This window comes from Stenotrophomonas sp. 17(2023), assembly GCF_030345315.1.
GTDB lineage: Bacteria > Pseudomonadota > Gammaproteobacteria > Xanthomonadales > Xanthomonadaceae > Stenotrophomonas > Stenotrophomonas acidaminiphila.
In genome coordinates this window covers 3,570,335-3,594,623 of the sequence record NZ_CP128405.1, presented here as the reverse complement: position 1 = coordinate 3,594,623, position 24,289 = coordinate 3,570,335, and the positions used below count along the sequence as shown (strand labels likewise).

Here is a 24,289-nt window from a genome sequence, read left to right as displayed (position 1 = left end):
ACGGGCGCGGCGCGCCCGCAGTGACGACGACAACGAGACCGGGATGCCATGACGCAGAAAACCCGCTGGTCGCAGTTCGGTGTGCTCATCACGGTGTTCTTTTTCTGGGGCTTCGTCGCCGCCAGCAACGACATCCTGATCCCGGTCTTCCAGAAGGCCTTCGACCTCAGCCACGCACAGAGCCAGCTGGTGTCGTTCGCGTTCTACATCGCCTACACGGTCGGCTCGCTGGCCTATTTCGGCATCTCCCGGCTCGCGGGCCAGGACCTGCTCAACCGCATCGGCTACCGCAACGGCATCTGCCTGGGCCTACTGGTGTCGGCGCTGGGCACGCTGCTGTTCTACCCGGCGGCCAACAGCGGGTCGTTCGTACTGATGCTGTCGGGCCTGTTCATCGTCGGCCTGGGATTCTCGCTGCAGCAGATCGCGGCCAATCCGCTGGCCATCGTGATGGGCAATCCGGCCACCGGCGCGCAGCGCCTGACCCTGGCCGGCGGGGTCAACAACTTCGGCACCACCATCGGCCCGCTGCTGGTCAGCGTGGCGATCTTCGGCAGCGTGGCCAGCGGCAACACCGAAGCCAGCATCGAGAGCGTCAAGATGCCCTACCTGGTGCTGGGCGCGGCATTCGTGCTGGTGGCGCTGTTCCTGAGATTCTCCTCGGTGCCCAACTACATCGACCTGGAAGGCGTCGCCCGCAGCGAGTCGCAGGACGCCGGCCGGCTCCCGCACAAGGCGTCGGCGTTCGCCTACCCGCAGCTGCTGCTGGGGATGGTGGCGATCTTCCTCTACGTCGGCGTGGAGGTGTCCACCGGCGCGCACCTGCCGGCCTACATGCGCGAACACCTGGGCGTGGATACCTCGGCGGTCGCGCCGTACGTGTCGCTGTACTGGGCCAGCCTGATGATCGGCCGCTGGACCGGCGCGGCCGGCGCGTTCGAGATCGGCGCCGGTGCCCGGCGCATGCTGACCCTGGTCCTGCCGTTCGTCGCCTTCGGCGTGTTCCTCGCGGTGAACGCGGCGCTGCGCCACGAGGTGGCGCAGTTCTACGGCTATGCCGGAGTGATCGTGGTGATGATCGCCGCCACCCTGCTCAGCCGCGGCAATCCGGCGCGGATGCTGCTGTACTTCGCGCTGTGCGGCATCGCCGCGCTGCTGGTGGGCATGTTCAGCGACGGCAAGACCAGCGCCATCGCCTTCATCAGTTCCGGGCTGTTCTGCAGCACCATGTGGCCGTGCGTGTTCGCGCTGGCCATCGCCGGACTCGGTCGCCACACCAACCAGGGCAGCAGCCTGCTGGTGATGATGATCATGGGCGGCGCGCTGGTACCGCTGCTGCAGGGCGTGCTGGCCGATACCGCCGGCATCCACATGAGCTTCTGGGTCGGAGTGGCCTGCTTCGCCTACCTGGCGTTCTACGCGCTGCGCTCGGCCGCGCTCCTGCGCCGCCAGGGCATCGACCTGGACCGGCTGGCAGCCGAAGGCGGGCATTGAGCCACCCGGCGGCGGCCGTCACCGCGGCGCCGCCCGCTACAGCGGCAGCGGCGCCTGCATCGGGTCGATCCGGCCCTCGCCACGGGTGATCTTCTTGAACTCGGCGCGGCTGACCGACACGTAGCGGTCGTTGCCGCCGATCTCCACCTGCGGGCCGTCCTGCACGGCGAAACCGTTCCCGTCCACGCGCACGGTCATGGTCGCCTTCTTGCCGCTGTGGCAGATGGTCTTGATCTCCTGCATCTCGTCGGCCCAGGCCAGCAGGTACTGGCTGCCCTCGAACAGCTCGCCGCGGAAATCGGTGCGCAGGCCGTAGCACAGCACCGGGATGCGCAGCTGGTCGACCACCTCGCTCAGCTGCCACACCTGCGCCTTGGTCAGGAACTGCGCCTCGTCCACCAGCACGCAGCCCAGCCGCCCGTGCGCGGCGATGTCGCCCTCGACCAGCCGCTGCAGGTCGGTGTCGTGGTCGAAGGCGGTCGCCTCGGCCTGCAGGCCGATCCGCGAGGCGACCACGCCGCTGCCGGCGCGGTGGTCCAGGCGCGGGGTCAGGATCGCCACGCGCATGCCGCGTTCGCGGTAGTTGTGCGCCGATTGCAGCAAAGTGGTGGTCTTCCCGGCGTTCATCGCCGAGTAGTAGAAGTAGAGCTTGGCCATGGAGCTGGGAACGAGTGGAAAGGGGCGGGTCGAGGCAACGGCCGACCCTGAGGGGTGACAGAATACCCGCCGCCGGCCCACCCGGGCTTCTCACGTTTCTGGTTCCCGTCCCTTCGTTCCCATGCTGGATTCCCTCAATCCCCCCCAACGCGCGGCGGTGCTGCACACCGAAGGCCCCCTGCTGGTGCTGGCCGGTGCCGGCAGCGGCAAGACCCGCGTGATCGTGGAGAAGATCGCCCACCTGATCGGCAGCGGCCGCTACAGCGCCCGCCGCATCGCCGCGATCACCTTCACCAACAAGTCGGCCAAGGAAATGCGCGAGCGCGTGGCCAGGCGCCTGCAGGGCGGCCAGGCCGAGGACGTGACCATCTGCACCTTCCACGCGCTGGGGCTGAAGTTCATGCAGATCGAGCACGCCGCGGTGGGCCTGAAGCGCGGATTCTCGATCTTCGACGCCGACGATGCGGCCGCCCAGGTCAAGGACCTGCTGGGTGGCGGCAACGCCAAGCCCGACGACATCGAGGACATGAAGAACCTGATCTCGCGGGCCAAGAACGCCGGGCTCTCGCCGGAGCAGGCGATGGCGGCCGCACGCAGCAACCGCGAGAAGGACGCGGCGATGGTCTACGCGCTGTACCAGGCGCGGCTGACCGCGTTCAACGCGGTCGATTTCGACGACCTGATCCGGCTGCCGGTGCAGGTGCTGGAAGAGAACCCGGACATCGCCGCGGCCTGGCGCGAACGCATCGGCTACCTGCTGGTGGACGAATGCCAGGACACCAACGATGCCCAGTACCGGCTGCTCAAGCAGCTGGCCGGCGCGGCCGGCAACTTCACCTGCGTGGGCGACGACGACCAGTCGATCTATGCCTGGCGCGGCGCCAACCCGGAGAACCTGCACAACATGGCGGTGGAATACCCGTCGCTGCAGATCATCAAGCTCGAACAGAACTACCGCTGTTCCAACCGCGTGCTGCGCGCGGCCAACGCGCTGATCGCGCACAACCCGCACGAACACCTGAAGACGCTGTGGTCCGACCAGGCCGACGGCGAGCGCATCCGCGTGTGGGAGTGCCGCAACAGCGAGCACGAAGCGGAAAAAGTGGCCGCCGAGATCCAGTTCATCGCCACCAGCCGGCGCGTGCCGTGGAGCGATTTCTGCATCCTGTTCCGCGGCAACTTCCAGAGCCGGCCGCTGGAGAAGGCGCTGCAGATGGTCGGGGTGCCCTACCACCTGACCGGCGGCACCGTGTTCCTGGAGCGGCAGGAAGTGAAGGACACCCTGGCCTGGCTGCGGCTGCTGGTGAACCCCGACGACGACACCGCGTTCATGCGCGCGGTGCAGGCGCCCAAGCGCGACGTCGGTGCCGGTACCCTGGCCAAACTGGCGGAGCTGGCCTCGGACAAGGGCATGTCGATGGCGCAGGCGGCCGAGGCGATGGGCGCGCTGGCGCAGCTGCCGCCGCGCGCGGCCAACAGCCTGAGCCGCTTCACCGACATCCTGCGCGCGCTGCGCATGGACATGCGGCAGATGTCCTCCGGCGACCTGGTGCGGCGCGTGGCCAAGGACTCGGGCCTGCTGGCCGAGCTGCGCCACCAGGCCAAGGACACCGCCGGCTACGAACGCCGTGCCGCCAACCTCGAGGAGCTGGCCTCGTGGTTCGAGAACGGCCCGCGCGGCGCCAGCGCCGCGGACATGGCCGCGCAGCTCGCGCTGATCTCGCGCAGCGACAAGGACGACGGCGGCAACCAGGTGCGGATGATGACCCTGCACGCCTCCAAGGGCCTGGAATTCCCGTACGTGTTCATCGTCGGCTGCGAGGACGGCGTGCTGCCGCACCAGGTCAGCCTCGACGAAGGCAACCTGCAGGAGGAGCGGCGCCTGCTGTACGTGGGCATCACCCGCGCCAAGATCCAGCTGTGGATGAGTTACAGCCGCCTGACCCGCAAGTTCGGCGAGCACGTGCGGCTCAAGCCCAGCCGTTTCTTCGACGAGCTGCCGGCGGCCGAGATCCAGCGCGACGGCGCCGACCCGGTGGCCGATGCCGTGCACAAGAAGGAGCGTGCGCAGGCCGGACTGGCGGCGATCCAGGCGCTGTTCGACTAGCCGCCAGCGGGCTTGCGCCCGCGCGTGCGTGGAGCCACCCTGCATGGCAACGACCGTGGCGGGCCAGACGATGCTGATCGAAACCGAACGACTGCGCCTGCGCCCGTTGCGCGATGACGACGCCGATGCCGCGGCGATGCTGGAGCTGCTCAACGAGCCGGGCTTCCATCGTTACATCGGCGACCGCGGCATCCGCACGCTGGAGCAGGCGCGCGGCTGCATCCGCGACGGCCCGCTGGTGAGCTACGCGCGGCACGGCTATGGCATGTACGTGGTCGAGCGCCGCAGCGACGGGGCCTGGCTGGGCAATGCCGGGCTGGTGCACCGGGCCGCGCTGCCGCATGCCGATGTCGGCTATGCCCTGCTCGAGCGCCATACCGGCCAGGGCTATGCGCTGGAGGCGGCCCGGGCGGTGCTGGGCCATGCGCGCGCTACGCTGGGGCTGGGCGCGCTGTGCGCGATCGTGACGCCGGGCAACGTGCGTTCGGTCGCATTGCTGGAAAAGCTTGGATTCCAGGCCAATGGCAGTGTGCGCCTGCCCGGCAAGGACGAGGACCTGCTGCTGTTCGTCAACGAGCCTGCAACCGGTTAGCCCGGGTCGCACCCGGGACCCGCCAGTGCGGAGGGAGGCGCATGCCGGAGGCATGGCCCCGGCATGCATCGCTGTGCGGCGATGGGCACTGGCCGCTGGCGGGGCGTCCACGGTAATGCCCCCGCGGCGCGAGCCCCGCAGCTGCGTTGGATCAATCGTCGCTGGGAGGGGCAAGCCCCGCAGCTACGCTGGCTCAGTCGTCCAGCCGGGACTGCAGCTGCGCCAGCTGTTCCTGCAGCGTCGCCACCGCGGCTTCGAGCTGCGCCACGCGTTCTTCCAGCGCGCCGTTGTCCGCGGCCGTGCCCGCGGGTGCGCGGAACTGCGCGGCCAGCGCGTCCACGTCCACCGGGCCGCCGAGCAGGTGCATGTAGCGGTCCTCGCGCTGGCCGGCCGCGCGTGGCAGCTGCACCACCAGCCCACGCTGGATCAGGCGCCCGAGCTGGTGGCGCAGGTCCTCGGCGTCGGCGAACTTGGCCATCCGTTCGCTGCGCGTGGCCAGTTCGCCGGCGGTCTGCGGGCCGCGCAGCAGCAGCAGGCCCAGCAGCGTGACCTGCTGCCGCGGCAGGTCGAGCTTGGCGCCGAGCAGGTGTTCGTAGCGCTCGGCGCGCGCGGAGAAATGCTGGCGGGCCAGGCCCATCGCCTCCAGCTGGCGCAGTGCGTGCTGCACGGTGCCGGCGTCCAGGTTCATCACCGGATCGCGTGCGGTCTTCTGGTTGGCCGCGGTCTGCGCGGCGTTGACCGTCAGCGGATAGGTCTCGGGCGTGGTCGCTTCCTTCTCGACCAGGCAGCCGAGCACCCGCATCTGCGCGGCGTCGAGCACGGGAACGGGCAAGGGGGCAGGGGTGTCGGTCATCGTCGGCATCCGGTCGCGCGAGGGGGGCGCAAGCATAGCCGAGGGCCCGACAGAACCGGGGTCGGAGTCGGCTTGCCGCAAAACCGACGCTGCCCCTGGTTTTGCCTGCCCTCGGCGCGGGCCGGGTGGGGAGCCGGTAAACTTGTCGGGTTTTCGTTCTGTCCGGTAGCCGTGCCCATGTCCCGAATCCACCACTCCCTCCTGCTCGCCGGCGCGCTGTTGTCGCTGGCCGCGTGCAGTACGTCCCGGCCCCTGGTCCACGGCGAGCCCGCTGTGCCGGCCCCGGTGACCGTCGCCACCGAGGGGGCCAACGACAACCTGAATGCGGTGCTGTGGGTGCAGCGCTCGCAGGAGTACCGGGCCAACGCCCTGCAGACCTGGCGCGCCGCCGCCGCGCAGCTGGACCGCGCGCTGGCCGACCGCTCGTGGACCGCGCTGCTGCCGCAGGAAGGCGGCAGCCAGCAGTCGGCCAGGTTGAAGCCGGCGGTGGTGGTGGACGTGGACGAAACCGTGCTGGACAACTCGCCCTACCAGGCGCGGCTGGTGCGCGACGGCGGCAGCTACGACGACGTCAGCTGGGACGCCTGGGTGTCCGAAGGCAAGGCCGGCGCGGTACCGGGTGCGGTCGAGTTCGCGCAGGCCGCGGCGGCCAGGGGCGTGACCATGATCTACATCACCAACCGCACCGAGCACATGAAGGACGTCACCCTGGCCAACCTGCGCCGGCTCGGCTTCCCGGTCGCTGGCGACGACGTCTACCTGGGCCTGGACAAGTACGTGCCGGGCTGCGAACAGGAAGGCAGCGAAAAGGCTTGCCGCCGCCAGCTGGTGGCCCGGCAGTACCGGGTGCTGATGCAGTTCGGCGACCAGCTCAGCGACTTCGCCGCGATCGGGGTCAATACCCAGGCCGGCCGCGATGCGCTGCTGCAGGCCCACCAGGGCTGGTTCGGCCAGCGCTGGTGGATGCTGGCCAACCCGACCTATGGCGGCTGGGAGCCGGCGCAGTTCAACAATGCCTGGTCGCTGCCCGAAGCCGAGCGCCGCGCCGCCAAGCGCGCCGCGCTGGACCTCGCCCAATGAGCCGCGGCCCGCTGCCGCTGCGCACCGACGAGCGCCTGATCTTCGCGCTGGATGTGCCGGGGCGCGCCGAGGCCATCGACTGGGTCGAGCGGCTTGGCGACGCGGTGTCGTTCTACAAGATCGGCATGGAACTGCTGGCCTCGGGCGAATATTTCGCGGTGCTCGACGAACTGGCCAGGCGCGACAAGCGCGTGTTCGTCGACCTGAAGTTCTTCGATATTCCCGCCACCGTCGCCGGCGTCATCCGGCGCCTGTCGCAGTGGCCGGTGAGCTACTGCACGATCCACGGCTGGCACCCGGCGATGATGCAGGCCGCGGCCACGGCCAACACCTCGGACATGCGCCTGCTGGCGGTGACCGTGCTGACCTCCATGGGCCGCCCCGACCTGGCGCAGATGGGCATCGACCGCGAACCGGTGGAGGTGGTGGTCGAACGCGCACTGGCCGCGCAGCGCGCCGGTATCGATGGCGTGATCGCCTCCGGCCAGGAGGCCGCGCCGATCCGCGCCGCCACCGGCAGCGGCTTTTCCATCGTCTGCCCGGGCATCCGTCCCGGCGGCCCGGTGGGGGACGACCAGCAGCGCACGGTCGGCGTGGCCCAGGCGTTCGCCGATGGCGCCGACGCCATCGTCGTCGGCCGGCCGATCCGGCTGGCCCCGGATCCGCGTGCGGCGGCGCAGGCGATGCAGCGCGAAATCACAGATTTCTTTGATTAAAAATCAATAACTTACATATTGATTCATGAAGTGTTGCATTAACTGAAGCGGGCGCGTAGGCTGTGCCCCGTCCCGGCATTGCCGGTGATGTGTCACATGTCCCCGGCTCCGCCGGCTTGAGGAGGTTCGCCACCGGCAACGGGGCGGCCTCTTTTTTTTGCGCGCAAACCGGCGCCGCTTGCCGCTGTCACCTTGCTGGCCGCAAGATGCCACGGCCCGGGGGAGGACCAACGACGCCATGCCACGCCGTTCATCTCGCAGCCGTTCGCGTCTCGTCTTGCTGTCGCTGTGCGCGGTGGCCGTGCTTGCCGCCGGCTGCCGGCGCTCGCAGGAGCCCTTGCCGGGTGCTGCCACCGAGCCGGCCGCGGCCGTGCGCCAGCTGGTCCAGCACCTGCACGACGACGACCTGGCCGGCTACGCCCGCGCGGCGGTACCGCCGGCGCAGTACGCGGAACTGGAGGCGGCCTGGGCCCAGGGCCACAGCCGCTGGCCACTGGACCAGCTGCCGCTGCACGACAAACTGCCGGCGCTGCTGGCCACGCTGTCGGCCGCCGACGCCGAGACCCGGCTGCAGCGCGCATTCAAGGCGCAGATCGCCGGGCAGGCGGCCGGCGTGCGCCAGGCCGCGCACTCGCTGGGCCTGTTCGGCGAGCAGTACATCAGCCACCAGGGCGACTACAGCGCCGACGAGCGTGCCCACTACGTGCAGCTGGTCAAGGCGCTCAGCGCCTGGGCACAGGCCGCGCCGCTGTCCGATCCCAAGCTGGCCCGCTCGGCCATCACCACCTTCACCACCGCCGCGCGCGCCACCGGCCTGGACAGCGACGCCGCGCTGCAGGCCGCGGGCATGACCGGCAGCCTGCAACGGCTGTCACCGTTCGCCGCGGCCAGCAAACAGGTGCTGGCCAGCTACGGGTTGTCGCTGGACGAGAGCGTCGCGCAGATGCGCACCGGCCTGAGCAGCCAGGACGGCGACAGCGCCGTCGTCCACGTGCAATACCCGCTGGCGGGCCACGACATCGACCTGCAGGTGGCGCTGCAGCGCCGCCAGGGGCACTGGTACCTGGCCCGCACCCTGGCCGAAGTGGACGCCGTGCTGGCCGCCGCGCGCGCCGCCGCCCCGCCGCCGGTGGAGGGCGAGGCGCCCCGGTCCGGCTCCGGCAACGACGCAACCACCGGCACTGGGGACAGCCTGGCGGCGGCAGCTAAGCCATAATGTCGCCGATGTCGAAACAGAACCCACGGCCCGAACAGGGCGAACTCCTGCCGTCGGGCGAAGCCAGCGCCCCGGCCGCCTCCCCCCTGCCGGCCGCGGCCGGTCGGCCGCCCGTACGCCCGGGCCGGCGCCCGCTGTGGGCGCGCCTGCTCGGCCGCCTGATCGAGCCGTGGCTGGGGCTGAAGATCGAGCCCGAGCAGCTCCAGCACGACCCGGCGCAGCCGGTGGTCTACGTGCTGGAGGACTACGGCCTGTCCAACGCGCTGATCCTGGACAAGGCCTGCCGCGACGCCGGGCTGCCGTCGCCGCTGGTCCCGCTGGCCGGCGACCCGACCGGGCGCAAGCGCGCCTATGTCGCGCTGTCGCGGCGTTCCAGCAACAACGCGCTGATCCCCGAGCAGCGCGGTGCCCGTACCCATTCCGACTCGCTGGCGCGGCTGCTGCAGGCGCATCGCGCCAATCCGGCGCTGGACGTGCAGCTGGTGCCGGTGTCGATCTTCGTCGGCCGCGCGCCGGACAAGCAGAGCGGCTGGTTCGCGGTGCTGTTCTCGGAAAACTGGGCGCTGGTCGGCCGCTTCCGCCGCCTGCTGGCGGTGCTGCTCAACGGCCGCGACAGCATCGTGCGCTTCGCCGCGCCGATTTCGCTGCGCGAGACCGTGGAAGAGGGGCTGGAGCCCGAACGCACCGTGCGCAAGCTGCAGCGCGTGCTGCGCGCGCACTTCCGCCGCATCCGCGAATCGATCATCGGCCCGGATCTTTCCACCCGCCGCCTGCTGGTGGACAAGGTGCTGGAAGCCGAGCCGGTGCGCGAGGCCATCGCCGCCCAGGCCAAGCGCGACAACTCCAGGCCGGCCGATGCCTGGAAGAAGGCGCAGGGCTACGCCTGGGAGATCGCGGCCGACTATTCCAGCCCGGTGGTGCGTTCGGCCAGCTTCATGCTGACCCACGTCTGGAACCGCATCTACGCCGGCGTGCTGGTCCACCACCTGGACAAGTTCAAGGAAGCCGCGCCCGGGCACGAAGTGATCTACGTGCCCAGCCACCGCAGCCACATGGACTACCTGCTGCTGAGCTACCTGCTGTACGACCGCGGCATCGTGCCGCCGCACATCGTGGCCGGCATCAACCTCAACCTGCCGGTGGTCGGCACGCTGCTGCGCAAGGGCGGCGCGTTCTTCATCCGCCGCAGCATCCGCGGCAACGCGCTGTACTCGGCCGTGCTCAGCGAGTATGTCGCGCAGCTGGTGGCCGGCGGCTACTCGATCGAGTATTTCGTCGAGGGCGGGCGCTCGCGCACCGGGCGCCTGCTGCAGCCCAAGGGCGGCATGATCTCGATGACGCTGCGCGCGTTCCTGCGGCAGCCGCGCAAGCCGGTGCTGTTCCAGCCCATCTACATCGGCTACGAGAAGCTGATGGAGGGCAACAGCTACCTGGACGAACTGTCCGGGCGGCCCAAGGAAAAGGAATCGATCTGGGCGCTGCTGTGGGGCATCCCCAAGGTGCTCAAGCAGAATTACGGCCAGGTGGTGGTGAACTTCGGCGAGCCGATCGCGCTGAACGACGTGCTGGCCGAGAAGGCGCCGGAGTGGGATGGCCAGCCGGTGTCCGAGGACGAGAAGCCGTCCTGGCTGTCGGGCACGGTCGATACCCTGGCCGAGCAGATCCAGGTGCGCATCAACGGCGCCGCCGACGTCAACCCGATCAACCTGCTGGCGCTGGCGCTGCTGTCCACGCCCAAGCACGCCATGGGCGAGGCCGACCTGGTCGCTCAGATCGAGCTGTGCAAGAAGCTGCTGGTGGAACTGCCGTATTCGGATCGGGTGACGGTCACCCCGCATTCGCCCGAGCGCATCATCGCCCACGCCGAGGAGATCAACGTCCTCACCCGGGTCAAGCATCCGCTGGGCGACGTGCTCAGCGTCAGCGGCGACACCGCGGTGCTGCTGAGCTACTTCCGCAACAACGTGCTGCACCTGTTCACCGCGTCTTCGTGGGTGGCCTGTTGCTTCCAGAACAACCGCCGCATGAGCCGTGCCGGCCTGCTGCGGCTGGGGCGCGGGCTGTACCCGTTCCTGCAGCAGGAGCTGTTCCTGCCGTGGACCGAGGACGAATTCGCCGCGCGCATCGAGCAGACCATCAACGTGTTCGTGCGCGAAGGCCTGCTGCAGCAGGTGGGCGAGGACGAGGGCGGCATGCTCGCGCGCAGCACCGGCCAGACCGACGAGGTGTTCCGCCTGCGTGCCATCGGCCATTCGCTGCAGCAGGCGTTCGAGCGTTACTACATCGCCATCTCGGTGCTGGTGAAGAACGGCCCCGGCGTGCTCGGCGCGGCCGAACTGGAAAGCCTGTGCCAGCAGGCCGCGCAGCGCCTGAGCCTGCTCTACGCCCCGGCCGCGCCGGAGTTCTTCGACAAGACCCTGTTCCGCGGTTTCATCCAGAAGATGCGCGAGCTGCGCCTGGTCTGGCCGGACGAGAACAGCAAGCTGCTGTTCGACGAGCGCCTCGATGCCTGGGCCAAGGACGCCAAGTTCATCCTCGGCCGCGAACTGCGCCACACCATCGAGCGGGTGAGCCCGGAAGCGGTGAAGCCGGAGGAACCGGCGGCGGGTTGAAGCTTCCCCGGCGCCGGACAACGGAGGGCAAGGTGATGTGGCAGACAACGTTCTTCGCGTCGGTGGCGACCCTCTGCGTGCTTGCCGCGGTGCACGCCATGCGCCGCAAGCCGCGCGATGTTTCCGCACTGCCGGCCCTTTCGGAAGAAGTGAAGGCGCTGTTGCGGAGCGGTAGGAAGATCGCCGCGATCCGGGCCTACCGCCGGCAATGCGGCGCATCGTTGCTGGAAGCTCACCGGGTCATCGCCCGCCACGCGGACTGAGCGACCGCCGTGGCGGCGCCGCAGGTCAGGCCGGCTCGTCGGGAATCAGCATGCTTTCCAGCCTGGTGATGCAGTCCCTGAGCTGCAGCTTGCGCTTTTTCAGCCGCTTGGCGTCCAGCTCGTCGTCGGGGTTGGCGGCGAGCCTGCCGATGCGTTCGTCCAGGCTGCGGTGCTCGGCCCGCAGTTCGGCGATGCGCTGGCTGATCTCGGCGAAGGGCGGCAGCTCGGACATGCTGCCAGCTTAGCGGGTCAGCGGGGCCAGTTCACGTACACCGGGTTGCCCAGCATCAGCAGGCTGCCGTCGCCATCGCGCGCATCCACGCGCAACCAGTGCCGCTTGCCATCCGAGCGCCAGCGCAGGCTGGCCCGCTGGCTGCCGTCCTCGCCGGTTTCCACCGTGGCGGGGTGGCGGCGGCCGTCGATGACGAACTCGATCCGCAGCGGGCGGGGATAATCCAGCTCGGCGTGCGCGGTGGCCCACTGTCCGGCGGGCAGGTCCAGTTGCTGGCCCATCCCGGTGCGCTGGCCGCCCGCGTCGCGCAGCCACAGGTCCAGCCGGCTGCCGGCGACGTTGCGCACGTCCACCACCACCCGGCCCTGCCTCAGTGCGGCCAGGATGGCGTCGCGCGACAGTGCCGGGGCATGCACCAGGGTGGCCGGCAGGCCGATTGGCGAAGGACCTTCGGCCGCGCCCGGATCATGGCTGTCGCTGCCGCCGATGGCGGTCATGCGCCGGCCCTGCTGCAGCTGCTGCTCCCAGAAGCCGACGCCCGCGCGTGGGCCGTCGGCCTGGCTGGCGTTGACCACTTCCACCGCGGCGACCGCGTCCATGTCCACCGGTTCGGCGGGGGTCCAGCCGCAGCCCATGCACGCCTCGCCGGAGGCCAGCGCCGGGTGGTTGATCGACAGCAGCGCACCGCTGTCGTTGACCTGGCGCAGCAGCGGGTTCCAGTCGGGCAGGGTGTCGCCGAGCCGGAACGGCAGCGGCCCGTTGATGCCGAATACGTTGGCGTGGCCCTGGAAGGTGGTGACTTCCATGCCCGGAATCAGCAACAGGCGATCGAACCAGGGCTGGTGGCGCGCCAGCTCCTCCAGGTGCGAGGCCGTGTTGTGCTCGGTGACGGCGACGAAATCCAGGCCCTGCCGTGCCGCGGCCTGCAGGCTCAGGAACAGCGGGCAGGGCACCTTGTTGCCCTGTTGGCTGCTGCAGCCGCCGTCGCTGTGGATGCTGTGCATGTGCAGGTCGCCGCGGTACCACGCCGGCCCCTCGCGCAGTACCTGCGGCGCGCGGTCCCTGCCGGCCTGAACTTCATCCTCGTCCCACAGGGTCACGCCGACGGTGTAGGGCGTGCGTGCCCCGGCACGGATGTTGGGAATGCCGAGCAGCACCTTCCACTGGCCTGCCGGCAATGCGCCGGGCAGGTAGCCACCGCTGGCGTCGTAGCGGGAAACCGTGACCGCGCGGCGCGAACCGCCGCTCCAGCCGCGAAAGCCATGCGTGTCCAGCAGGCCGAGGTCGATGACGGTACGCTCGCCGGCGCCGTCATGCCGCAGCGTGACGTCCACCCTGGCGGTGCCGTCGGGCACCGTGAACGGCAGTTCCAGGTACCGCTGATGGTCCTTGCCGCTCAGCGTGCCTTGCAGTTGCAGGGTCTGCGCGGCGTGGGCGCAGGTGCTGGCGGCAAGCGCCGCCAGCACCACCGGGAGCAGGGCGCGCATCAGAACCGGTACATCAGGGCCAGGCGGTAGTTGCGGCCCAGCAGCGGCCGCGCGATGAAGGCGCTGGCGCCCGCATCGCTGCTCGCGAGCTCGCCGGCACGCGGATTGCCCTCGGTCAGGCCCAGCGAGTTGGTGACGTTGTCGACGTAGCCGTACATCGACACGCGCTCGCTCAGCTCGTAGCGCGCGCTGAGGTTGAGCAGCTGGTAGGACGGCAGGCGCACCGAGTTGGCGGTGTCCACGTAGCGCTCGCCCTGGTGCTCGGCGGCGGCCTGCAGGCGCAGGCGCTGGTCGAGCAGGTTGATGCCGGCGACCACGCGCGCGCCCAGCTCCGGCACGCGGATCAGCTGGTTGCCGACGAAATCGCGCAGCACCGGCGCGCCATTGACCAGCTCGCTGTAGCGCAGGTCGCGGTACTGCGCATCCTGCCAGGTGGCGTTGACGCGCAGGTCGAACCAGTCGGTGGGGTACCACGCCGTCTCCAGTTCCAGGCCGAACGTGCGGGTACTGGCATAACCGGCTTCGCGGGTGGACACGCCGGTGTCCGGGTTGAAGCGGTAGTTGCTGAAGCCGACGTTGTCGTACTTGGTGTAGAACGCCGTGGCGTAGGCGCTGAACAGCGGGTTGGCGAACTTGAAGCCGACTTCGGCCAGGTCCATCGTCTGCGTGTCGGCCGCCTTGCCGTTGGCGGATGCGCAGGCGGCGACGGTCGCGGCCGAGGTCGCGTCGCAGTTGTCGTTGCGGGTGATGTAGTTGCCCAGGCTGGGCAGGCGGAAGGCCGAGGTCCAGCGGCCGAACACGCCCATGCCATCGTTGAACTGCCAGTTGGCGCCGATCGACCAGCCCAGGTCGTCCGACTCCAGGTCGTGGTTCACGTACAGGCCCGAACCGGCAAGCATCTGCGAGGTCGCCAGGGTGCCGCCGTCGACGCTGCGGCGCACCTCGTTCCAGCCGCTGCTGCTGGCCTTCTCCCAGCGCAGGCCGCTGTCGATGCGCAGCCTGTCGTTGACCTGCCACTCGTCGCTGACATAAAAGGCCTGGGTCTTCTGTTCGCCCGAGGCGTTGTTCCATTCGTAGCCGTAGCGCCACACGCCGTTGTCGCTGAGCGTACGCAGCACGTTGCCGTTTGCATCCAGCGCGACCAGGTCGAGCAGGCCGGCGTTGTCGGTGGCGTCCATCAGCACCGAGGACGAGTAGCGGGTGTAGTCCTCCCGGGTCGAGGCCAGGTAGTAGCCCAGGGTCAGGTCGTGCTGCTGGCCGCCGAGCGCGAAGCTGCGCATCAGCCGCGTGTCGCTGACGAACTCGCGCACCGGGATGTCCAGCCCGCGCAGTCCGCCGATCACCATCAGGCCATTGCCGTTCTGGCTGGCGGTATCGAAGCCGCCGCTTCCATTCACGTAGCGCAGGCCCAGCGCGGTGGCGCCCGGCACCGACGCCAGCAGGTTCTTCTGCCCGGCGAGGAACGTGGCCGCCGGCGTCAGCGAGTTGGGGAACACGCCGTTGCGGATGGTGTCGGTGCGGCTGAAGCGTGCCGATTGCGCCAGTTCCCAGTCGCCGCCCAGTCCGGTCTCCAGCTTGAACGTGAGCTGGTCGCGCTTCACATGGGTGCCTTCGCTGTTGTCGAAATCCCAGCCGCGGCCATCGGCGGTCTTCATCGACAGGTAGCGGGTTTCCGGACCGGCCAGCGTCCCGTGGTTGCCGTCGAAGCCGGGCACCGCGCGGATGTCGCCGTCGCCGTTGGTGTACATCGGGATGCCCAGGTACAGGGCGACGCGGTCATCCATGCGCTTGGCGTCGATGCTGAAACGCCCGCCCTCAAACTCCCTGGCCAGGTTCAGGCGGAACTGGCCGCCATCGTTGCCGTTGAAGCCGGGATCGCGCACGCCGTCCTCGACCCGGTAGAAGCCACCCAGCAGCAGCTTCCAGCCATTGGCCAGCGGGCTGCCGTAGGCGAAGTCCAGGCGGTTCAGGCCGCTGTCGCCGACGGTGTACTTGAACACGCCGCTGGCGTCCTCGCCGACCTGGCGCGGGATGAAGTTGATCGCACCGGCCGGGGCGTTGGAGTACATCACCGATGCCGGTCCGCCGCGTACCACCTCGATGCGTTCGATGGTTTCGTCCAGGCGGAATGCCTGGTCGCCGTTGAGGTAGCCCAGCGCCGGGTCATGCACCACCGGGATGCCGTCTTCCAGCAGGGTGACCGAGCCGAAGCCGTCGACCGGGATGCCGCGCGCGCGGATGTTGCCGCTGGCCTCGCCGCCGGAGGCTTCCACCCAGAACCCGGGCACCGATTTGAGCGCCTCGGTCACGCTGGTCGGCGCCTGCATGCGCAGCTGCTCTTCCTCGATGTTGGTGATCGAGTAACTGGTCTCGGCCTTGGTGCGCACGCCGGTGCCGCTGCGGCCGGTGACGATGACCGTATCCAGGTCCTTGGCGGAGGAACGGGAAGCGCTGGCGGCCTCCTGGGCAAGCACGGAAGCCGGGGCAAGGGCGGAGGACAGCAGCAGCGCACGGCAGACGGCGGAAGCGAGACGGTTATCGAGCACGATGGACCCAGGGGCTGGACGGGGGAGCCCGGGATGCTGTCAGCGCGGCGTGACGTCGCCATGACGCTTTTGTGCCAGCCCGTGTCACCCACCGCTGTGGAGCGCGGGGCCAGCCGGTAGAATGCACGCGATGAGTGCCGTCATTCCCCTTCCCGATCCCGCGCCGCGCGCCCGCGACCCGCGCGTGGCCGAACGCGAACACCACAAGCTGGGCAAGCGCCTGCGCCGCCAGGTCGGCCAGGCCATCGCCGACTTCGGCATGATCGAGGCCGGCGACAAGGTCATGGTCTGCCTGTCCGGCGGCAAGGACAGCTACACCCTGCTGGACATCCTGCTGCAGCTGCAGAAGAAGGCGCCGGTGCCGTTCGAGCTGGTGGCGGTGAACCTGGACCAGAAGCAGCCCGGATTCCCCGAGCATGTGCTGCCCGAATACCTGGCCGGCATCGGCGTGCCGTACCACATCATCGAGCAGGACACCTATTCGGTGGTCAGCCGGGTGATCCCGGAAGGCAAGACCATGTGTTCGCTGTGTTCGCGGATGCGTCGCGGTTCGCTGTACAGCTACGCCGAGGAAAACGGCTTCACCAAGATCGCGCTGGGCCACCACCGCGACGACATGGTGGCCACGTTCTTCATGAACCTGTTCCACCACGCCAAGATCTCCGGCATGCCGCCGAAGCTGCGCAGCGACGACGGCAGGCACGTGGTGATCCGCCCGCTGGCCTACGTGCGCGAGAGCGACATCATCGACTACGCGGCGGCGCGGCGGTTCCCGATCATCCCCTGCAACCTGTGCGGCAGCCAGGAGAACCTGCAGCGCAAGCAGGTCGGGCTGATGATGAAGCAGTGGGAAAAGGACCACCCCGGGCGCATCGAGCAGATCTCGCGCGCGCTGGGCGACATCCGCCCCTCGCAGATGGCCGATCCGAACCTGTTCGACTTCATGGCGCTGGGCCGCCGCGACGACGCGCCGCTGCCCGACGCGCATGCCTGGCTGGCCGGTGGCGACCCGCAGGCCGCCCGGCAGCCGGAAGAAGACTGAGGCGCCGCGGCCACCCTGATTCCGGTGCCGCGTCGCGGCGTCTTTTCCAGGCGGGAGGCATGTTCCCGCCGATCACGCATTCCCCAGGACCTCCATGTTTTTCAAGAACCTCACCCTGTTCCGCTTTCCCACCTCGGTCGATTTCTCCGAAGTCGATACCCTGCTGCCGCACGTCGTGCTCAAGCCGGTCGGCGCGCTGGAAATGAGTTCGCGCGGCTTCATCTCGCCCTTCGGGCGCGAGGAGAAGGAGCAGTTCTCGCACCGCATCGGCGATGCGCTGTGGCTCACCGTCGGCGGCGAGGAGAAGATCCTGCCCGGCGCGGTGGTCAACGACCTGCTGGCGCGCCGGCTGGAGGAAATCGAGGAGAAGGAAGGGCGCAAGCCCGGCGGCCGCGAGCGCAAGCGGCTCAAGGACGACCTGCTGCATGAACTGCTGCCGCGCGCCTTCGTCAAGAGCTCGCGCACCGATGCCTTCCTCGACCTGCAGCACGGCTACGTCGCGGTGGACAGCTCCAGCCGCAAGACCGGCGAGAACGTGATGAGCGACATCCGCGGCATGCTCGGCAGCTTCCCGGCGATGCCGTTGAACGCCGAGGTCGCGCCGCGCGCGATCCTGACCGCGTGGATCGCCGGCGAGCCGCTGCCCGAAGGCCTGAGCCTGGGCGAAGAATGCGAGATGAAGGACCCGGCGGAAGGCGGCGCGGTGGTCAAGTGCCAGCACCAGGAACTGCGCTGCGACGAGATCGACAAGCACCTGGACGCCGGCAAGCAGGTGACCAAGCTGGCGCTGGTGTTCGAGGACAACCTGTCCTTCGTGCTCGGCGACGACCTGATCGTGCGCAAGCTCAAGTTCCTCGACGGCGCCCTGGACCAGCTCGAACACATCGACGAGGAAGGCCGCCGCGCCGAGCTCGACGCCCGGTTCGCATTGCAGAGCGGCGAGATCCGGCGCCTGTTCCTGCTGCTGGAGCAGGCGTTCAAGCTGAGCAAGGCCGACAGCTGAACGGGCGATCCATCGACCGGCCCGGCGCGCGGGCAGGGACTATGCTGGACACATGGCCAACCTGTTCCGCCGCCTGACCGCACCCGCCGCGCCCGTCATCCAGCGCGACACCGTGCGGCTGCGCCTGGACGATGCCGAGATCGACGTGCTGCGCGTGCGCGACCCGCGTGCGCGCCGGCTCAAGCTCAGCGTCGATGAACGCGGCGCGCGGCTGACGCTGCCGCTGCGCGCCAGCCTGGCGTCCGGCGAGCGCTTCCTGCAGGCCAACCGGCAATGGCTGCAGCAGCAGTTGGCGCGGTTCGATGGCGAAGGCCTGCTGGCGGCGCCGCTGGCATTGCGCGAACCCGGCGTGCTGCCGCTGCGCGGGGCGTTGCTGCCGGTGCGCTGGCAGGAGGGCCGCTTCACCCGGATCGAGGTGGATGCCGAAGGCGCCTGCATCCAGTTGCCGGCGCGGGCCGGTGACGCCTCGCTGCGCCGGGTGCTGCGCGAGTTCTACGAAGCGCGGATGCGCGCCGACGTCGGCCGCTGGCTGCCGGCCTATCTGCCCGGGTTGCCGCGCGCACCGGCGCGGCTGCGGTTGAAGGTGATGTCCTCGCAGTGGGGTTCGCTGGCGCCGGACGGTTCGCTGGCGCTGGACCTGGCGCTGGCCTTGGCCCGGCCGGCGGCGTTCGAGTACGTGCTGGTCCACGAGCTGTGCCACCTGCTGCAGGCCAACCATTCGCCGGCCTTCTGGGCCGAGGTGGAGGCGCGCTTCCCGCAGTGGCGGCACGAACGCGACTACCTGCGCGAGGAAGGCCGCCGGCTCAAGGCGACGCTGCGGCAGCTGCTGCGCGGCGCCTGACGCACCGGCGGTACCCGGCGCGATCCGGGCCGCCCGCCACGCGTCCCCGCGGTTGTGCCGGCGCGCGTGCGGGTACCTGCCCCGGCATCAATGGCGCGGAACCGTACCGAGGAAATCGCGGACCACCGCCGCCACCGCTTCGGGCTGGTCCATGTGCAGGTGGTGGTGGCCGAGCAGGGTGTGCAGGCGGCCATGCGCCAGCAACGCCGCGCGCTGGCTGCGCTCGGGCTCGGGAAAGTAGGGCTGCGCCGGCGTGGCGTAGATTACCTGCGCCGGGCATTCGATCGCGGCCAGCACGTCGCGCACCTGGTCCTCGGTCATGCGCACCGCGGTGGGCAGCATCAACCGCGGATCGCTGCGCCAGCTCCAGCCGCCGGCGACCGCGCGCACGCCACGCTCGACCAGCAGCCGCGCCGACGGCTCGTCCAGCTGGTTGGCCAGCATCCGCGCGCGTACCGGCGCGGCGATATCGGCGAACACGCGCAGCTGCTTGTCGCTGAACGCGGCCAGTGCCGCCACGTGCGCGCGCAGGCGCTCGACCGTCTGCGAGGCGGGTGCGGCAAGGCCGCCCAGCGCCTCGATGGCGACCAGCGCCTGCGTCCGCCGTGGCGCCACCGCCGCCACCAGGCTGGCGATCGCGGCACCCATCGAGTGGCCCAGCAGCACGCAGCGCTTCCAGCCCAGCGCGTCCATGATCGCCAGTACCTGCACGATCGCCTGTGGCGTGGTGTACGCCGCGTCGGCAGGCAGGGGGTCGCTCAGGCCGTGGCCGGGCAGGTCCACCAGCGCCCAGTCCAGCTCCGGCAGCCGCGCCGCCAGCGGGACGAAGCTGGCGGCGTTGTCGAGCCAGCCGTGCAGCGCCAGCACCGGCATGCCGCCAGGGCTGCCGGCGCGGAGCCCGGCCACGCGCAGGCCGCCGGCGTCCAGTTCGAACGGCGTGGTCATGCGTCCTGCGCGGTGGCCAGCGCAGCCAGCGCGCGGGCATGGGCAGGGCTGTCGTTCAGGCAGGGGATGTAGCGCATGGTGGCGCCGCGCTCGGCGACGGTGGCGGTGAAACCCATCGCCACTTCCTCCAGCGTTTCCAGGCAGTCGGTGGCGAAGCCCGGGCAGACCACGTCCAGCGTCCGTACGCCGCCCTCGGCCAGCGCCCACAGCGTGGGCTCGGCATAGGGCTGCAGCCAGCGCTCGCGGCCGAAGCGCGACTGGTAGGCCAGCTGCCAGTCGCCGTCGCCCAGCTGCAGCGCCGCGGCGATCGCGCGTGCGCTGGCCTCGCAGCGCTGCGGGTACGGATCGCCAGCGTCCGCCAGCCGCTGCGGGATGCCATGGAAGGAGAACACCAGCCGGTCGCCGCGGCCATGCGCCTGCCAGTAATCGCGGATCGAGCCGGCCACCGCCGCCACCCACTGCGGGTCGTCGGCGTAGTCGCGGATGGTGTGCACCTGCACGTCGCGGTGGCGGGCCTGCCACTGCTGCACCTTGTCCTCGACCGAAGCGGTGGTGGTGGTCGAGTACTGCGGGTACAGCGGCAGCACCACGATGCGCCTGGCACCGGCCGCGGCCAGCGCGTCCAGTGCCGGCTGCAGTGCCGGCTGGCCATAGCGCATGGCCTCGCGTACCTGCCAGTGCGGCAGTTCGCGGGCGATGTTGGCCACCAGGCGACGGGTATGTACCGCCAGTGGCGAGCCCTCCGGCATCCACACCTGCGCGTACTTGTGCGCGGAGCGGCCGCCGCGCAGCGGCAGGATCAAGCCGTACAGCAGCGGCTTCCACAGCAGGGGGGGAATCGAGACCACGCGCGGGTCGCCGAGGAACTCGGCCAGGTAGCGACGTACCGCCGGGGCGGTGGGTGTCTCGGGCGTGCCTAGGTTGACCGCGAGCAGTGCGGTAGTGGGTGCGTCGGACATGCGCGCATTGTGGCAGAAGGCAGTGACCGGTTTGCAGTGGCCGGCAGCTGCGAACGGGTCCGGGTCGCGGCCACGCCTGCTGACGCGCGTGGGTACGGGCTGGCGCCGCTCACTCCCTATTCATGGCGTCGCTTCCAATCTCCAGTGCTTGCCGTATCTTTCCGTGCATCGACCTGTGGAGTCCGCCATGCGCCGCCTGCCGTACATCGCCCTGCTGCTGTCCGCGAGCCTGTTGTCCGCCACCGCCCTGGCCGGGCCGCAGGAGGACCAGCGCGCCCGCAACGCCGTGCGCGTGCTCGGCGAGATCCAGGAGATTCCCGAGCAGGCCATTCCCGACAAGCTGCTCGACGAGGGCCGCGCGATCATCGTCATCCCCGACACGATCAAGGCCGGCCTGGTGCTCGGCGGCCGCCGCGGCCATGGCCTGATGTCGGTGAAGATGCCCGACGGCAGCTGGTCCAACCCGGTGTTCGTCAAGCTCACCGGCGGCAGCATCGGCTTCCAGGCCGGCGTGCAGTCCTCCGACGTGATCCTGGTGTTCCGCAACAACCGCAGCCTGGACAACATCGTCAACGGCAAGTTCACCCTGGGCGCCGACGCCGGCGTGGCCGCCGGCCCGGTCGGCCGCAGTGCCGCCGCCGCCACCGACGGCCAGCTCAAGGCCGAGATCTGGTCGTGGTCGCGCGCCCGCGGCCTGTTCGCCGGGGTGGCGCTGGACGGCGCGGTGCTGTCCATCGACGATGCCGCCAACCTCGACGCGTACGGCCAGGGCACCACCCCGCGGATGATCCTCGAGGGCCGCCTGAATGCGGCACCCTCCAGCGACGTGGTCGCGTTCCGTGACCGCCTGGAGGAATCCACCTACGCCGCGCGCGAGAAGCGCGGCACCCAGGGCGACACCGCACCGGTTGCCGCGTCCGCGCCGCGCGCGCAGGCGGTCACCGTATCCGCCGGCACGCCGCAGCAGGGCGCCGAGGCGACCACCCAGCCGTTGCAGCCGGCCACCGCCGAGCCCGCGCCGCAGCAGGGTTTCCAGCCGGTGTCCGAAGGCGAAATCCGCACCGAGTCGCTGGACGGCGGCAACTGACCTTCGGCAGGGGCGTCCGGCGGGGCCGGGTGCGTTATGCTCACTGACCTCCACACCGAATAACGCGAGCGGATCATGGGCAGTTTCAGCATCTGGCATTGGTTGATCGTGCTGGTCATCGTCGTGCTGGTGTTCGGCACCAAGCGGCTGACGAGCGGCGCCAAGGATCTGGGCAGCGCGGTCAAGGAATTCAAGAAGGGCATGCGCGATGACGACGCGCCGCCGGCGCGCCTGAACGACGAATCGCGCGAACGCGAATCCAGCCGCGACACGCAGGCCGAGCGCGACCGCGAGACGCGCTGAACCGAAGGTTCCACGCGTGTTCGATATCGGCTTCAGCGAACTGCTGCTGATCGGGGTGGTGGCGCTGGTGGTTCTGGGCCCCGAACGGCTGCCCAAGGCGGCGCGCTTTGCCGGGCTGTGGGTGCGCCGTGCGCGCAACCAGTGGGATTCGGTCAAGCAGGAGCTCGAGCGCGAACTGCAGGCCGAAGAACTGCAGCGCAACCTGCGCAGCGTGCGGCAGTCGGTGCAGCAGGCCGAACGCGACCTGCAGGAAGGCGCCACCCAGCTGCGCGGCGACGTGGATGCGCTGCGCAGTGAGGTCGATGCCGTTGCCGCCCCCGCGCCGCCCGCCGCCGATGCAGGCGATGAGCGCACGGCGCAGGCGCTGCCGGCGCCCGAAGCGGCCCCCGCGCAGGCACCTGCGCCGGAGATGACCGAAGCGGTGGCGTCGCCGGCCCCCACGGAGCGCGCGCCATGAGCGATGACTTCAACGAAAGCCCGTTGATCGAGCACCTGGTCGAGCTGCGCGCACGCCTGGTGCGCGGCCTGCTGGGGCTGGGCGTGGTGCTGCTGGCGCTGCTGCCGTTCGCGCGCACGCTCTACAACCACCTGGCGACGCCGCTGATATCGCAGCTGCCCGCTGGGCAGTCGATGATCGCCACCAATCCGGCCGGCGCGTTCTTCGCGCCGCTCAAGCTGACGTTCTTCACCGCCGTGTTCATCGCCGTGCCCTGGCTGCTGTACCAGGCCTGGGCATTCGTGGCGCCGGGCCTGTATGCGCGCGAGAAGCGCCTGGCCGTACCGCTGCTCGCCTCGGCGGTGGCGCTGTTCTACATCGGCTGCGCGTTCGCCTACTTCCTGGTGCTGCCGGCGGTGTTCCATTTCCTGACCACGTTCCGCCCGGAAGTGATCGCCATCACCCCGGACGCCAACGCCTACCTGGATTTCGTGCTGGCGATCTTCTTCGCCTTCGGCGCCAGCTTCGAGCTGCCGGTGGCGATGGTGATCCTGGTGCTGCTGGGCTGGGTCACGCCGCAGCAGCTGCGCGAGGGGCGCGGCTACGCCATTGTCGGCATCTTCGTGCTGGCCGCGGTGCTGACCCCGCCGGACGTGGTCTCGCAGCTGATGCTGGCGATCCCGATGTGCGTGCTCTACGAACTGGGCATCCACGCCTCGCGCTGGCTGCAGCCACGCAGGCAGCCGGCCTCCGAGCCGTAAGCACGGCACCCACCCGATCGGGGCGTTGCAGCCGCCTGCGTGCCGCCCGGCGGGGACGCCGCACCGCCGCCGCGGTGTGGCTCAACTCAGGCTTCGATGACGTGCATGTCCGGCGGTGATGCCGCCGCGGCCGCGGTCGGGCCCAGCATCTGCTTCCAGGCCGCGTACACCGCGCCGGCGAACACCGGCATCAGCACGGCCATCAGCAGCAGCTGCGCCACCGCCATGGCCGCGGTCTGGCCGGCGACCAGGCCGACGATGACCGCTAGGATCATCACCGCGAAATAGATCGCGAAGATGGCGATGAAGGCCAGCACGAAGAACACCAGCATCGCCGGCAGGTTGTGCAGGCTCGAACGCAGGCTGCGGCGCAGCGCGTGCCAGCCGCCGGTGCGCTGGAACATCACCTGCGGCGGCATCACGAACAGCGCCAGGGTCAGCGCGGCGAAGGTGGCCAGCATCAGCAGCAGCCACAGCAAGATGCGCCCGGCCGGCAGCGTCGCCACCAGCGCCTCGATCTGCGCCGGGTCCGGCTGCGCGCCGGACTGGCTCAGCTCGTTGATCCGCAGCATCACGTCCGACAGCCGCTGCAGGCCGTCGCTGCCGACCAGTACCAGCAGCAGCGTGCCCAGCAGCAGCGCCGCCACCAGCTGCGGCAGCAGCGCCACCAGCAGGTGCGGGGCGCGGCCTTCGCGCACGCCCTCGAGCAGGTGCGCCGGACGCGCCGGGCGGTTCTGGTCCACTTCGCGCACGGCCCACAACAGGCCGCCCATGAACAGCGGCCCGGCCAGCAGCAGCAGGAACTGCACCAGGGTGCCCAGTGCCGGCACCAGCAGGGACAGCGACAGCACCAGCGAGGCGCCAACGCCCCAGAGGATGCCCAGCGAGCCCAGCGCCAGCGGCGCGCGCCTGAGCAGGCCGAAGCCGGCCAGCAGCCATTCCGCGCCGGCGGAGGCCGGCACCTTGCGAATATCGCCCATTGCAGTTCCGAGAAGGGGGAGCGCCGGCACCACGCCGGCGTGGGCGGATTATCGCCCGAACCCGGCCGACGGGCGAG

At 70.0% G+C, this 24,289-nt stretch carries 23 protein-coding genes; 15 read left to right on the top strand and 8 right to left on the bottom strand.

All coding sequences use genetic code 11. The annotated features are described in order from the left end of the window. The first annotated feature begins 48 nt into the window (after nucleotides 1–48). Nucleotides 49–1,494 (top strand): MFS transporter, encoded by a 1,446-nt coding sequence (locus QQA12_RS16165; protein WP_226049861.1) that lies wholly within the window; start codon nucleotides 49–51, stop codon nucleotides 1,492–1,494. Between the two features lie 36 nt (nucleotides 1,495–1,530). On the opposite strand, the gene QQA12_RS16160 is transcribed toward QQA12_RS16165, so the two are convergent. After that, nucleotides 1,531–2,151: a thymidine kinase gene (locus QQA12_RS16160; protein ID WP_054668461.1), complete on the bottom strand. Its 621-nt coding sequence runs from the start codon at nucleotides 2,149–2,151 to the stop codon at nucleotides 1,531–1,533. Nucleotides 2,152–2,275: 124 nt separating this feature from the next. Between QQA12_RS16160 and QQA12_RS16155 the strand changes: the two genes are divergently transcribed. Beyond that, complete coding sequence (locus QQA12_RS16155; RefSeq protein WP_226049970.1) at nucleotides 2,276–4,258, top strand: UvrD-helicase domain-containing protein; 1,983 nt, start codon at nucleotides 2,276–2,278, stop codon at nucleotides 4,256–4,258. Nucleotides 4,259–4,301: 43 nt separating this feature from the next. Further along, nucleotides 4,302–4,850 carry a GNAT family N-acetyltransferase gene (locus QQA12_RS16150; protein WP_056932216.1) on the top strand — a complete coding sequence of 183 codons (549 nt, stop codon included), beginning with the start codon at nucleotides 4,302–4,304 and terminating at the stop codon, nucleotides 4,848–4,850. Between the two features lie 193 nt (nucleotides 4,851–5,043). Here the strand turns inward: QQA12_RS16150 and QQA12_RS16145 are convergent, their stop codons facing one another. After that, entirely contained in the window at nucleotides 5,044–5,703 is a 660-nt protein-coding gene (locus QQA12_RS16145; RefSeq protein WP_226049860.1) for a DUF480 domain-containing protein, read from the bottom strand. 177 nt (nucleotides 5,704–5,880) lie between these two features. On the opposite strand from QQA12_RS16145, the gene QQA12_RS16140 reads away from it, so the two are divergent. The 5 genes from QQA12_RS16140 to QQA12_RS16120 all read left to right on the top strand — a co-directional run bounded on the left by QQA12_RS16140 (nucleotide 5,881) and on the right by QQA12_RS16120 (nucleotide 11,590). Then, a complete protein-coding gene (locus QQA12_RS16140; protein ID WP_056932218.1) occupies nucleotides 5,881–6,783 on the top strand; it encodes a 5'-nucleotidase, lipoprotein e(P4) family in 903 nt (300 codons plus the stop codon). Beyond that, the gene (gene pyrF, locus QQA12_RS16135) at nucleotides 6,780–7,499 is read left to right on the top strand and encodes an orotidine-5'-phosphate decarboxylase (protein ID WP_226049859.1); all 720 of its coding nucleotides are present in this window, start codon (nucleotides 6,780–6,782) and stop codon (nucleotides 7,497–7,499) included. The genes QQA12_RS16140 and pyrF overlap by 4 nt, the downstream gene beginning before the upstream one ends. A gap of 277 nt (nucleotides 7,500–7,776) precedes the next feature. Next, a complete protein-coding gene (locus tag QQA12_RS16130; protein WP_226049858.1) occupies nucleotides 7,777–8,715 on the top strand; it encodes a hypothetical protein in 939 nt (312 codons plus the stop codon). Then, the gene (gene plsB, locus QQA12_RS16125; RefSeq protein WP_054668455.1) at nucleotides 8,715–11,327 is read left to right on the top strand and encodes a glycerol-3-phosphate 1-O-acyltransferase PlsB; all 2,613 of its coding nucleotides are present in this window, start codon (nucleotides 8,715–8,717) and stop codon (nucleotides 11,325–11,327) included. Before QQA12_RS16130 ends, plsB begins: the two co-directional genes overlap by 1 nt. 35 nt (nucleotides 11,328–11,362) lie before the next feature. Continuing rightward, the gene (locus QQA12_RS16120; protein WP_289211193.1) at nucleotides 11,363–11,590 is read left to right on the top strand and encodes a hypothetical protein; all 228 of its coding nucleotides are present in this window, start codon (nucleotides 11,363–11,365) and stop codon (nucleotides 11,588–11,590) included. A gap of 25 nt (nucleotides 11,591–11,615) precedes the next feature. Here the strand turns inward: QQA12_RS16120 and QQA12_RS16115 are convergent, their stop codons facing one another. The 3 genes from QQA12_RS16115 to QQA12_RS16105 are packed head-to-tail and all read right to left on the bottom strand — an operon-like array spanning nucleotide 11,616 to nucleotide 15,855. Then, nucleotides 11,616–11,822 (bottom strand): YdcH family protein, encoded by a 207-nt coding sequence (locus QQA12_RS16115; protein ID WP_054668453.1) that lies wholly within the window; start codon nucleotides 11,820–11,822, stop codon nucleotides 11,616–11,618. A gap of 17 nt (nucleotides 11,823–11,839) precedes the next feature. Next, nucleotides 11,840–13,309: a CehA/McbA family metallohydrolase gene (locus QQA12_RS16110; RefSeq protein WP_226049856.1), complete on the bottom strand. Its 1,470-nt coding sequence runs from the start codon at nucleotides 13,307–13,309 to the stop codon at nucleotides 11,840–11,842. Further along, complete coding sequence (locus QQA12_RS16105; protein WP_226049855.1) at nucleotides 13,309–15,855, bottom strand: TonB-dependent receptor; 2,547 nt, start codon at nucleotides 15,853–15,855, stop codon at nucleotides 13,309–13,311. The genes QQA12_RS16110 and QQA12_RS16105 overlap by 1 nt, the downstream gene beginning before the upstream one ends. Before the next feature lie 130 nt (nucleotides 15,856–15,985). On the opposite strand from QQA12_RS16105, the gene ttcA reads away from it, so the two are divergent. The 3 genes from ttcA to QQA12_RS16090 all read left to right on the top strand — a co-directional run bounded on the left by ttcA (nucleotide 15,986) and on the right by QQA12_RS16090 (nucleotide 18,741). Then, on the top strand, nucleotides 15,986–16,897 hold the full coding sequence (gene ttcA / locus QQA12_RS16100; protein WP_182212632.1) for a tRNA 2-thiocytidine(32) synthetase TtcA: 912 nt from the start codon (nucleotides 15,986–15,988) through the stop codon (nucleotides 16,895–16,897). Between the two features lie 94 nt (nucleotides 16,898–16,991). Then, nucleotides 16,992–17,900, top strand: coding sequence for a recombination-associated protein RdgC (locus tag QQA12_RS16095; protein ID WP_054668449.1), 909 nt, complete (start codon nucleotides 16,992–16,994; stop codon nucleotides 17,898–17,900). A 52-nt stretch (nucleotides 17,901–17,952) separates the two neighbouring features. Then, nucleotides 17,953–18,741: a SprT family zinc-dependent metalloprotease gene (locus tag QQA12_RS16090; RefSeq protein WP_226049854.1), complete on the top strand. Its 789-nt coding sequence runs from the start codon at nucleotides 17,953–17,955 to the stop codon at nucleotides 18,739–18,741. 87 nt (nucleotides 18,742–18,828) lie between these two features. Here QQA12_RS16090 and QQA12_RS16085 read toward each other — a convergent pair whose 3' ends face one another. Beyond that, nucleotides 18,829–19,614, bottom strand: coding sequence for an alpha/beta fold hydrolase (locus QQA12_RS16085; protein ID WP_226049969.1), 786 nt, complete (start codon nucleotides 19,612–19,614; stop codon nucleotides 18,829–18,831). Between the two features lie 68 nt (nucleotides 19,615–19,682). Then, nucleotides 19,683–20,645 carry a ferrochelatase gene (hemH, locus tag QQA12_RS16080; RefSeq protein ID WP_056932228.1) on the bottom strand — a complete coding sequence of 321 codons (963 nt, stop codon included), beginning with the start codon at nucleotides 20,643–20,645 and terminating at the stop codon, nucleotides 19,683–19,685. Nucleotides 20,646–20,832: 187 nt separating this feature from the next. Between hemH and QQA12_RS16075 the strand changes: the two genes are divergently transcribed. From QQA12_RS16075 to tatC, 4 genes are all read left to right on the top strand, one after another. Continuing rightward, the gene (locus QQA12_RS16075) at nucleotides 20,833–21,732 is read left to right on the top strand and encodes a lipid-binding SYLF domain-containing protein (RefSeq protein WP_054668445.1); all 900 of its coding nucleotides are present in this window, start codon (nucleotides 20,833–20,835) and stop codon (nucleotides 21,730–21,732) included. 75 nt (nucleotides 21,733–21,807) lie between these two features. Then, the gene (gene tatA, locus QQA12_RS16070) at nucleotides 21,808–22,035 is read left to right on the top strand and encodes a Sec-independent protein translocase subunit TatA (protein WP_054668444.1); all 228 of its coding nucleotides are present in this window, start codon (nucleotides 21,808–21,810) and stop codon (nucleotides 22,033–22,035) included. Nucleotides 22,036–22,051: 16 nt separating this feature from the next. After that, complete coding sequence (tatB, locus tag QQA12_RS16065) at nucleotides 22,052–22,492, top strand: Sec-independent protein translocase protein TatB (protein WP_054668443.1); 441 nt, start codon at nucleotides 22,052–22,054, stop codon at nucleotides 22,490–22,492. Next, nucleotides 22,489–23,232: a twin-arginine translocase subunit TatC gene (gene tatC, locus QQA12_RS16060; protein WP_054668442.1), complete on the top strand. Its 744-nt coding sequence runs from the start codon at nucleotides 22,489–22,491 to the stop codon at nucleotides 23,230–23,232. The genes tatB and tatC overlap by 4 nt, the downstream gene beginning before the upstream one ends. A gap of 86 nt (nucleotides 23,233–23,318) precedes the next feature. On the opposite strand, the gene QQA12_RS16055 is transcribed toward tatC, so the two are convergent. Next, on the bottom strand, nucleotides 23,319–24,212 hold the full coding sequence (locus QQA12_RS16055; RefSeq protein WP_054668441.1) for a BPSS1780 family membrane protein: 894 nt from the start codon (nucleotides 24,210–24,212) through the stop codon (nucleotides 23,319–23,321). Nucleotides 24,213–24,289: the final 77 nt, after the last annotated feature.